Origin of the sequence: Microvirga calopogonii, from assembly GCF_003347665.1 — a bacterium.
In the GTDB taxonomy this organism is placed as follows: domain Bacteria; phylum Pseudomonadota; class Alphaproteobacteria; order Rhizobiales; family Beijerinckiaceae; genus Microvirga; species Microvirga calopogonii.
The window spans coordinates 1-9,755 of record NZ_QDGA01000149.1 but is presented as its reverse complement, the minus strand read 5'-3'; the positions used below and the strand labels follow the sequence as shown (position 1 = coordinate 9,755).

The window sequence follows — 9,755 nt, the reverse complement described above, 5'->3', positions numbered from 1 at the left end:
TGGTTGTACTTTCGGTTCCCTCTGAGCCTACGGCTGGTCGAGGAGATGCTGCTCGAGCGCGGCATCGTCGTCTCCTATGAGACGGTCCGCCGCTGGGCGCTGAAGTTTGGACCAGCCTACGCGCGCCGTCTCCGGCGCAAGACCCCAAGCCGCCGCGACGTGTGGCATCTCGATGAGGTCGTGGTCACGATCTCGGGCCAGAAGCATTGGCTCTGGCGGGCGGTTGATCAGGACGGCTATGTGCTCGATGAGATCGTCCAGAGCCGACGCGACACCAAGGCGGCCAAACGCTTGCTGAAGCGTCTCTTGCGCAAGCAGGGCTGCCCGCCCCGGCGCATGATCACCGATAAGCTCGGTTCTTATGCTGCTGCCCGACGTCAGGTCATGCCAGATGTCGAACACCGCTCGCACAAAGGGCTTCTCTATTCGGCCGGGTTCAGTCAAGCGCTTCCGATCTGTTTGGCTCCATGACATCACTGTCCCGCGGGTTCTCGCTTCTCTCCGGAATCAGCGCAACGGCTCTTCCACTATAGGGTCAGACGAATGAAGCGGAACGATCTCAACAGCGTCCTTTGTGCCTGAGGCGCAAGCAACATCCCTTTGTGCGGACTCGCTTCATTCATCGTCCCGCGAGGGACAGCTCTCCGCCTCGGGGCGGAACCTTGTCGTTCTGTCTGGCTCGGACAGTCTTCGTCGGCCAGACGCACCTACATCGCCTGAGCCTCCCGCGTCCACCGGAACTCAGTGCCATCACACCAGATCCGATGCAAAATGGTCGCCAGCCGGCGGGCGAGCGCGATGACCGCCTTTCCCCGCCCGCGTCGCTGGGCCACTTTCATGGCCCAGGCTTTCAGCCAGGACCAGCGGCTGGCTCGGGTCAGGATGATCTGAGCTGCCTCAAACAGCAGCGTTCGCATCATGGCATCGCCGCACAACGAGATCCGGCCGACCCGGTTGCTTTCCCCGGACTGATGCAGGACAGGTGTCAGCCCCAAGGCAGGCCCCACCGCCTTGGAGCGCCGGAAGCGGGCCGGCGTGTCGATCGTGGCCACGAACGCCAGGGACACCACCGGCCCCACTCCCGGAACCGTCATCAGGCGCCGGCATACCTCATCATGGCGGACCAGGGCCAGCAGCTTCCGGTGCAGGGTGGCAAAGTGCTCGCGCAGCTCGCGACGGGCCTGCAGCAGCGGTTGGATGACCTCGATCAAATCGGGCATGCTCTCGATGAGCTCACGGATGCGCGCCTCGAACCGAACCGTTCCGACGGCCCCGACTTTGAGCCCGAAATTGCGCAACAGACCGCGGATGTCGTTCTCGACCGCAAGGGCTTTCTCCTGCAGGAGTTTGCGGGCGGTGAGCAGAGCCCGGCGCTTCTGGCTTGAGAGCGTTTTGACGTGAACCGGTCGGAACAGGTTGACCCGCATCATCTGGGCGATGCCGCGCGCATCATTGCGGTCGCTCTTGTTCACCTGCGCCTTCAGGAAGGCTTTGGCGTGGCGCGTCTCGATGCACACGACAGGAAGTCCGGCTGAGGCGAGCCCCTCGAAGAGCCATTGCGAGAGCGGCCCCGCCTCGAGACCAATCCGCTCGAGGTGCCAGGCGGAGTCTTGCAGAAGCTGCAGCAGGTCATCGGGATGAGAGACGACCTTGATCTCACGGCAGATCTTCCCCGTCTCGTCAACGATGCACACCGACGTCTCTTTGACCGAGACATCCAAACCCGCATAGTGTTTCATGCTGCGCTTCTCCCACTGAGGCCTGAGGCCGCTGCGAACGATCCTCGTTGTACCATTCGCCTGCAGTGCAGCACCTCACCGGGAATCGAGGGCTCCGGCGGCAGGCCGAATACCCCATCTCAACAACCGGGCGGAGAATTCGCATCTGCCGTTCCGCCGACGCGAGCGGGTGATGCAAGGCTTTCGATCGCCCAGGGACCTGCAGCGGTCTGTGAATGTCTTCTCGGCCGTCCGCAATCTTTTCGTTCCACCCCGCTCCCGCCGCTCCGCCTCTGCCACCAATCTCCACCGCCTCAATGCCATGGCGGAATGGAAGTCTGCGGCCAGCGTCGTCGCTTGAAGCTGCCATGCGGCCAAATCGGCCTCAGCGCGTATGGCGGCAGTTAACGTGACAACGCCACGCTGACATTGTCGATAATTGGTCAGTTCAGTTCAATGTCGACAGCAGCCATGTACTCTGGGTGACCAGCTCGGCAAACGACAGATTGGACCTCGTTTCCTGTCCCTGCTCCAAATCTAAGATTGAGAACAAAATCACAGCCGTTGTCGATCAACCTTGCTCCAGTCTCGAGTGTCATTGCCACACCGCCGATCCGGAGACCCTGATCGCGTGCCAGCGCCAGCATCGCGATTTCGTGGGTGACGCCCGTTCCGAGATCGTCAAGCGCCCGCGCCATCGATCCCCTGAAGGCGCCTGTTGTCGGCAGATTGACCACCCCTGCAACTCCTGCCGCCGCGAGGGTGCGGAAAACATGCTTCAGCTGGCGAAAGGGATCGACGAGGCAGACACCGACAAAGGCGGGTTTGAGAGAGGCATTGCGAAACGCATCGGACGCGATCGCATCGAGAAGAACCGCGTTGGCATCATGGATGGGGAGTGAAGCGATCCATAGATTGGTCCTTCGCGGCAGACCCTGCAGCCATGGACAGAAGATCCATGTCGTCTCGGGTCCATGGCGCGCGCAAGGCGGTGGCCATGTCGAGGCAATGCGGAGTGTCGGCTGAGCAGCATCCATCGGTACGCCTACCCAATTTTACACATCCTAGGACGAAGAATGGCCTTTTCCTAGACCGCTCATGGGGTAACAATCAAAAAAAGCGATCATGCCATGATCGAAGAAGGGAGGAAATTTGTGACTGTATTTCGCAGCGGCGAGACGCCACCGCATTGGTGTGAACTCTCTGCTTTCCACATCTACGACCTCGGGATCGGCCAGACGGTCGCATGTTCGCCGGAGAAAGGTCGTGAACGTCTCCTTGTCACCAACGGGACATGCCAGATCAAGGTCAATGGCGGGTCCCAAGTCCTCAAGGAAGCACAGTTCCTGGACGTTCCCGCAGGCAAGGCCTACACGGTTGTCGGAAAGTCCGACGGCGCCCAGGCGGTTCGGCTGATCGGCCACTGGAAGGACGAGTTGGGCGGTTGCGGCGTGTTCCGCGTCCAGAACAGTCCCGATTGGACCAACAAGGGTGATCCGGTCCCCTATCAGAAACGGACCTCGGTCGACTCGCATTACCACGATTGCGACGAGTACTGGATCCTGCTCGACGGTGCCGGAGAGGCCGTCGTCGGCTCAAACCATTTCCCGATGCGTAGAGGTGATTGCCTGGCCATCGGCATGGGCCATCACCATGACTTTCCCAATGCCGCCGAGCCGATCAAGGCCGTCTTCTTCGAGACCACCCTCGAGGGCGAGAAACGCATCGGCCATCTGTGGGAGCACACCCACGGCGCAGCCCGTCCGAAACCGGAGAGAGTATAAATGACGAAAAGAGTGATTCATGTCGGCGTCGGCACCTTTGGCCGCCGCTGGTGCTCGGAATTTCTGTCTGCCAACATCGCGGACAAGACGGTCGAGGTCGTCGCCGTTGTGGACGTCGATGAAGCTGCCCTCGATTTAGGCCGTCGCCTTCTCGGTCTGCCCGAGAGCCGCTGCTATACGGATCCGGAGAAGGCTTTCGCTGAGAACGATGCCGACTTCTGCACGATCGTGGTGCCACCGAACTACCACGAGCGTATCGTCGACATCGCCATCGCGCACGGGGTTGATATCCTGTGTGAGAAGCCGATTGCAGATACGATGGGAGCCTCGGTCCGCATTGCCAACAAGGTGAAGGCAGCCAGCCGCAAGATGGCCGTCACGATGAGCCATCGCTTTGATCAGGACAAGACCACCCTCCGGTCCATCATCCGCTCGGGACAGCTCGGCAAGGTCAATACCGTCAGCTGCCGCTACATGGCGGATCTGCGGGCCCATATGGCCTGGGGGGCCCTGTTCCGGCATACGATGCAGGACCCGCTGATGATCGAAGGCGCAGTCCACCATCTCGACCTCGTCGCCGATTTCGCCGGCGCTCGCTGCCAGACGCTCTATGCCTCCACATGGAAGCCGAGCTGGGCCGAATACGCGGGCGATACCGACGGCATCGTGGTGATGACGTTCGAGAACGGAGCGCGGGGCATCTACGAGGGCTCTTCCAGCGCTGCGGTCGGCATGAACGACTGGTCCCACGAATATGTGCGCGTTGAGTGCGAGGAAGGAACGGCTATCCTCAACAACCGCGAGATCGAGGTGTTCCAACGCCAGAAGCTGGTGCGACAGCGCAGCCGGGAAGGCAAGGGACAGAAGATCCAGCTGATGACCCAGCCAAAGTGGCTGAACACCTGGCTAATCGAGCGGTTCTGCGACTGGCTGGATGACGGACCGCAGATGGAGACGCATGTGGAGGCAAATGTGCAGGCCAGTGCGTTGATTTTCTCGGCGATCGAGAGTCAGAGAACCGGAAGTGTCGTGAACGTGCAAGACTATTTATACCGTCACTCCTGATGAATGAACCGAGAAGCCGCGTCGACAAGAATGCGCTCCGGGCAAGTATTCGCCCGGGGCATCGCAGCGGCTTTCTCGTCGGGGCCGCGATTGGAACCGGGATGGCGGCGAACTTTGCCGTTCGTGGCGGGGCTGACTTTCTCCTGGCCCTTAGTGCCGGACGAATCCGCAGCATGGGAGAGCCGTCGCTAGTCGCCATGCTGCCGATCCACGAATGCAACAGCTTCGTGATGGATTTCGCCATCCGGGAAATCCTGCCGAGGGCTACAGTCCCTGTCTTCTTCGGCGCTTCGGTTTTCGATCCACGTGCGGATCTGCGCGACATCGTCGGCCGGGTAATCGAGCAGGGCTTCTTCGGCGTCACCAATTTCCCGACAGCGATCCTTGTTGACCCCGAGTTCCGCGAGTTGCTGGAGGATGCGGGCCTCGGTTTCTCGCGCGAGCTTGAGATGCTCTCGCTCGCCCATGAAGCTGGTTTGGCCACCATCGCATATGTCCACACTTCCGCCGAAGCGGAGCGCGCCGCCGCGATCCCAGTCGATGTCATCAACATCGATCTCGGATGGAACAAGGGCGGCGTGGTCGGGGTGTCGACGGAGGTCCGCATCGAGGAGGCGGCCCTCCACGTCGACTCGGTGGTGCGCCGTGTCCGTGCCATCTCGCCCCAGACCTTGTGCATGGTCGAGGGCGGGCCGATCGTCAGCCCACGCCATCTTGAGGAGCTCTGCCGTGTCGCCCGGGTCGACGGCTATATCGGCGGTTCCACAATCGACCGGGTGCCGCTCGAGACCGCGATCGAGATCGTGACCGCAAGCTTCAAGACGATCGAGAGTCTGCGCGATCGTGTCGAGCGGCTGGAGCATAGTGGCTTCCGCAACCCTTTGCCGATACCTCTGCTCGGCCGCTCCGACGCTGCCTCTGCGATGCAGTCGATCTATAGCCGCTTGCAGACTACGGACCTGCCGGTTCTGATCGTTGCTCGACCTGAGAGCGGTGGCCGTGAGATCGCCGAAGCGCTGCATGCGGAGAGCGCCCGGCGCGACCGCGACCTGATTCTGGTGAATCTGGGTGGCAAGACAGGAGCCGCTCAGGCGCTTGAACTCTTCGGTGGAATCCCGGGCGCCGTGCCGGATCTGACGAAGGCGAGGCTTGGATGGCTGGAGGTCGGCCACAAGGCCACTCTTCTCCTTCACGATCTGGAAACGCTCACCCCTGATCTCCAGCGTGCGCTCGCCGAGGTGGTGCGGGCAGGACGGCTGCGCCGCATCGGCGACGACAGCTCACGGGTGATCGATGTGCGGCTGATTGGGATCATGAATCCCACCCATCCGAATACCGCCGCAACCCGCAATTTCCTTGAACAGTCGGGCTTTGCGACAATCATCCTCTCTCCGCTCAATGAGCGCTTGGAGGATCTCCCGGTCCTGATCGAGACCGCGCTTGCGAAGATCCGCCTGCGCACGCGACGGCCCAATCTAACGCTCGAGCCCAGCGCTTACCGTCTGCTGCTCGAATACGGCTGGCCGGGCGATATTGCCGAGTTGCAGACGGTGCTCGAGAACGCCGCCCTCAGTGCTTCCGGCGATGTCATATCGCCCCTGCAGCTCGAGGCCCTGGTGCCGGCGAGAAAGGCAGCTCCCTTGTCGGCATTCTCCTCGGAGCGGGACTGGATTCTCGACGGCCTCCGCCGCAATCGCTTTCGCCGCGGTGCGACGGCCCGATTCCTCGGTGTGTCCCGCAAGACGCTCTACAACAAGATGTGCCAGTACGATCTCACGGGGCTGAAGAAGAGCGACTGAAGCACGGAGCGGAAAGTAGACTCGATGCTTCGCAACAAACCATGCATCGGCCGAGATTGCGGGAGGTCTGGCCAATCCGCATGCAATTGTGCCGGACGATCGCGCGATGCCGATCGCTTTACCGCTTCTTGACCGCTGCGTCCAGCGCCTTGATGCCGGCGGCAAACGTATCGCGTCCCACTTGGTGCCGGATTCGTGCCTCGTGCTCCTCCGAGACATCGAAATTCGCATACCATTCCACGAAGGTCTGGTTGCCCTCCGTTAACGGCAGGCAATGGAAAGTCGCGACGTAGTTCTGGATCGGCATCGGAGAAACGAGGATGTTGTACGTGAAGGAGCGGTCGAGATCGCTAAACGAAAGCAGCTGCTCCCGCAGGTTGCTGCCGTTCGTCAGGTTGAAGTTGCGGATGCAGCCGACCTGATCGCTCGGACGTCCGTCCTCGATGACGCTCTCGGCAATAAGTGGGTGCCATTCGCCGTGACCGTTGAAGTCGCGCGCAAAGGCCCAGACCTTGTCGACTGGAGCATCGATGATCCCGCTGACGTAAACTCGTGCCACTGTTATCCTCCTTATCGTCGTATTTGATTATGCCGCGATCCGGCTCAAGTGGAGACCGAGTCTTTGGTCTCGGTCTCCACTACAGGATTTTTCTCTGCGTCGCATGGCCGCAAAGCCGAGTTCAGTTCCATCATGCCTGCTCGCATGGCACAATGCGCTCATTAAAAGGGAGGCATAGGCTCGATCTCGAAAGTGCATATCCACTTCTCACGTCCGATGCTCTAGCGACGGATCTTCTTGAAGCGGCGTGTCTGCTCGACCAGGGCGGTTTCCGTCGGCAGGCGTTCCATGCTGCTGGCGCCGTAGAATCCATGGCATTGCCGACAGCGATCCAGGATCAGCGCCGCGTCCTCCGGGGCTGCGATCGGGCCACCATGACAGAGCACGATGATGTCATCCCTCACCGAGAGAGCCGCCTGAGCGATCTCCGAAACCCGATTCACCGCCTCGTCGAGGGTCATGGCCGTCTCGGCGCCGATCGAGCCGCCGGTCGTGAGGCCCATATGAGCAACGATGATGTCGGCGCCGGCCTTAGCCATCATGCGGGCCTGGTCGATATCGAAGACATATGGCGTCGTCAGAAGATCCTTGCTTCGGGCAAGGCGCACCACGTCCACCTCCAGGTCATAGCTCATACCCGTCTCCTCCAGATTGGAGCGGAACACGCCGTCGATGAGGCCGACTGTCGGGAAATTCTGAATACCCGAGAATCCGACTGCCTTCACTTGGTCCAGGAAGTGATCGAAGTTGCAGAATGGGTCCGTGCCGTTAACGCCGGCCAGAACCGGCGTGTGCGAGACCACGGGCAGGACCTCGCGGGCCATTTCCATCACGATATCGTTGGCATTGCCGTAGGCGAGAACGCCCGCGAGGGAGCCCCGACCAGCCATGCGATAGCGGCCGGAATTGTAGATGACGATAAGGTCGATGCCGCCTGCCTCTTCGCACTTGGCCGACAGACCCGTTCCCGCTCCGCCCCCGATGATCGGCACGCCTGCCTGGACCATGGTGTGGAAACGCTTTAGCAATGTTGCCCGTTCGATACGTGCCATCTTATGCCTCGGATGCAATGCCCCGGAATGCTGCAACTGCTGCTTCTGCGAATTCCGGGCTGTTGATGTGATAGGGAAGGCGGCGCAAAACCCTGTTGGGGGTCACGCGGAGAGTGCTCTCAAGAACGCTGAACAGGGCCGCATTGGCCTCAGGATCCCAGAATGGCTTCCCGGGTGCATCCAGCGCCGATACGCCTCCTTCGGGGATCAGAAAGCATACTGGGCCTTCGCATGCATTGAGCTTCTCGCCGATCCAGCGACCCATGCGCGCATTCTCGTCCGGCCCCGTCCGCATCAGGGTGATCTGCGGATTATGCTCATACAGGTTTCGATCCTGGTAACGGGCGGGAATTGTCTCTCGGCCGGCAAAATTCACCATGTCGAGGGCGCCGCAGGAGCCGACGTAGGGAAGCCGTGTCCGCTCGACGGCGCCGAACCGGTCCTCGGTGCAGGGAAAGATCCCGCCCATCAGGAGGTCGCAGACCTCAGTAGTCGTGATGTCCAGAATGCCGTCTACCAGATAAGAATCGGCAAGCTTTTCCATGGATTGGCCACCGGTTCCGGTCGCATGAAAGACGAGGCAATCATAGCGGGACTTGAGGCGGTCAACGATCTGCGTAACGCAGGGGGTCGTCACGCCGAACATGGTCAGGCCGAGTGCCGGCTTGTCGTCTTCCATCTCGACTGGAGCGTTCGCCATGCCCGCAATAGCATGCGCGGCGTTGGCCAGAATCATCCGCGAGATGCGGTTGAGCCCCGCCACGTCGGTCACCGAGTACATCATGCAGATGTCGCTCGGCCCCACGTAAGATGCGACGTTGCCAGAGGCGACGGTCGAGAGCATCAGCTTCGGCAGCCCGATCGGCAGGGCTCGCATGCCCTGCGTGATCAGCGCCGTGCCCGACGAGCCGCCAAGGCCGACCACACCGGCAATGTCGTCGCGTGACTGAAGAAAACGCTCAAAGGCCTGCGCCATCGCACTCACCGAGCGGCCGCGATCGCCCGTGAAGACAGCTGCCTCCCCCTGCGGATGACAGGCTGCCACCTCGGCGGCACCAACGTCAGCAATGCCGGTTCTCGGCTCGCCAGTGGACACGTCGACCAGGACGGCCAACAGGGCATTGGCTTCCACGAGTTGCTTCACATAAGCAAGTTCGTCTCCTTTCGTGTCGCAAGTACCTGCGATGTAAATGCGTTTCAGGCTCATGCTCCGCCCTTTCTTCCGACGCCTACAGACGTTTGCCGGTCTGCTCGTCGAAGAGGTGGACGAGGCGCGGATCGGGCGTGACGCGGATCTGCTGGCCCGGCTGCGCGTCGACGCGCTCGCGGAACACGCCGACCACGTCCGAACCGCCGAACTTGGCGAACACCTGCGTCTCCGAGCCGGTCGGCTCGACCACCGCCACCTCGGCCGGCACCCCGTTCGCCTCGTCCAGCATGAAGTGCTCGGGCCGGATGCCGTAGATGATCGGCTGGCCGTCCGAGGCCGCCGGGGCGTTGGCCACCGGCAGGGTGATGCCGCTCGCGGTCACGAACCGGCCGCCCTGCAGATGGCCCTTGAGGAAGTTCATCGCCGGCGAGCCGATGAAGCCGGCCACGAACAGGTTGGCCGGACGGTCGTAGAGCTCGAGCGGCGCGCCGACCTGCTCGACCACGCCGTCGTGCATGACCACGATCTTGTCGGCCATGGTCATGGCCTCGATCTGGTCGTGGGTGACGTAGATGGTGGTGGTCTTCAGGCGCTGGTGCAGGGCCTTGATCTCGGTGCGCATGGCCAC

At 61.7% G+C, this 9,755-nt stretch carries 9 protein-coding genes and 2 pseudogenes; 5 read left to right on the top strand and 6 right to left on the bottom strand.

Annotated features, from left to right (window positions below; translation table 11 throughout):
• Positions 1-420: pseudogene (locus DDF70_RS33860) on the top strand (IS6 family transposase); the annotation flags it as partial.
• Between the two features lie 287 nt (positions 421-707).
• Here the strand turns inward: DDF70_RS33860 and DDF70_RS33855 are convergent.
• Positions 708-1,739, bottom strand: a complete 1,032-nt coding sequence (locus DDF70_RS33855; RefSeq protein ID WP_114948375.1) for an IS110 family RNA-guided transposase — start codon at positions 1,737-1,739, stop codon at positions 708-710.
• A 118-nt stretch (positions 1,740-1,857) separates the two neighbouring features.
• Between DDF70_RS33855 and DDF70_RS33850 the strand changes: the two are divergent.
• Positions 1,858-2,079: pseudogene (locus DDF70_RS33850) on the top strand (DDE-type integrase/transposase/recombinase); the annotation flags it as partial.
• 82 nt (positions 2,080-2,161) lie between these two features.
• On the opposite strand, the gene DDF70_RS33845 reads toward DDF70_RS33850, so the two are convergent.
• Positions 2,162-2,755: a phosphoenolpyruvate hydrolase family protein gene (locus DDF70_RS33845; protein ID WP_114948959.1), complete on the bottom strand. Its 594-nt coding sequence runs from the start codon at positions 2,753-2,755 to the stop codon at positions 2,162-2,164.
• A gap of 117 nt (positions 2,756-2,872) precedes the next feature.
• Here DDF70_RS33845 and DDF70_RS33840 point away from each other — a divergent pair, with 117 nt between their 5' ends.
• The 3 genes from DDF70_RS33840 to DDF70_RS33830 are packed head-to-tail and all read left to right on the top strand — an operon-like array spanning position 2,873 to position 6,366.
• Positions 2,873-3,502 carry a cupin domain-containing protein gene (locus DDF70_RS33840; protein WP_114948960.1) on the top strand — a complete coding sequence of 210 codons (630 nt, stop codon included), beginning with the start codon at positions 2,873-2,875 and terminating at the stop codon, positions 3,500-3,502.
• Positions 3,503-4,567, top strand: a complete 1,065-nt coding sequence (locus DDF70_RS33835) for a Gfo/Idh/MocA family protein (RefSeq protein ID WP_114948958.1) — start codon at positions 3,503-3,505, stop codon at positions 4,565-4,567.
• Positions 4,567-6,366 (top strand): phosphoenolpyruvate hydrolase family protein, encoded by a 1,800-nt coding sequence (locus DDF70_RS33830; protein ID WP_114948957.1) that lies wholly within the window; start codon positions 4,567-4,569, stop codon positions 6,364-6,366. Before DDF70_RS33835 ends, DDF70_RS33830 begins: the two co-directional genes overlap by 1 nt.
• A gap of 118 nt (positions 6,367-6,484) precedes the next feature.
• Here DDF70_RS33830 and DDF70_RS33825 read toward each other — a convergent pair whose 3' ends face one another.
• The 4 genes from DDF70_RS33825 to DDF70_RS33810 all read right to left on the bottom strand — a co-directional run.
• A complete protein-coding gene (locus DDF70_RS33825; protein ID WP_114948956.1) occupies positions 6,485-6,925 on the bottom strand; it encodes an SRPBCC family protein in 441 nt (146 codons plus the stop codon).
• A 221-nt stretch (positions 6,926-7,146) separates the two neighbouring features.
• On the bottom strand, positions 7,147-7,977 hold the full coding sequence (locus DDF70_RS33820; protein WP_114948955.1) for a phosphoenolpyruvate hydrolase family protein: 831 nt from the start codon (positions 7,975-7,977) through the stop codon (positions 7,147-7,149).
• Between the two features lies 1 nt (position 7,978).
• Positions 7,979-9,178 carry a Tm-1-like ATP-binding domain-containing protein gene (locus tag DDF70_RS33815; RefSeq protein ID WP_205772587.1) on the bottom strand — a complete coding sequence of 400 codons (1,200 nt, stop codon included), beginning with the start codon at positions 9,176-9,178 and terminating at the stop codon, positions 7,979-7,981.
• A 28-nt stretch (positions 9,179-9,206) separates the two neighbouring features.
• A partial coding sequence (locus DDF70_RS33810) for an ABC transporter ATP-binding protein (RefSeq protein ID WP_114943260.1) occupies positions 9,207-9,755 on the bottom strand: 549 nt, incomplete at its 5' end.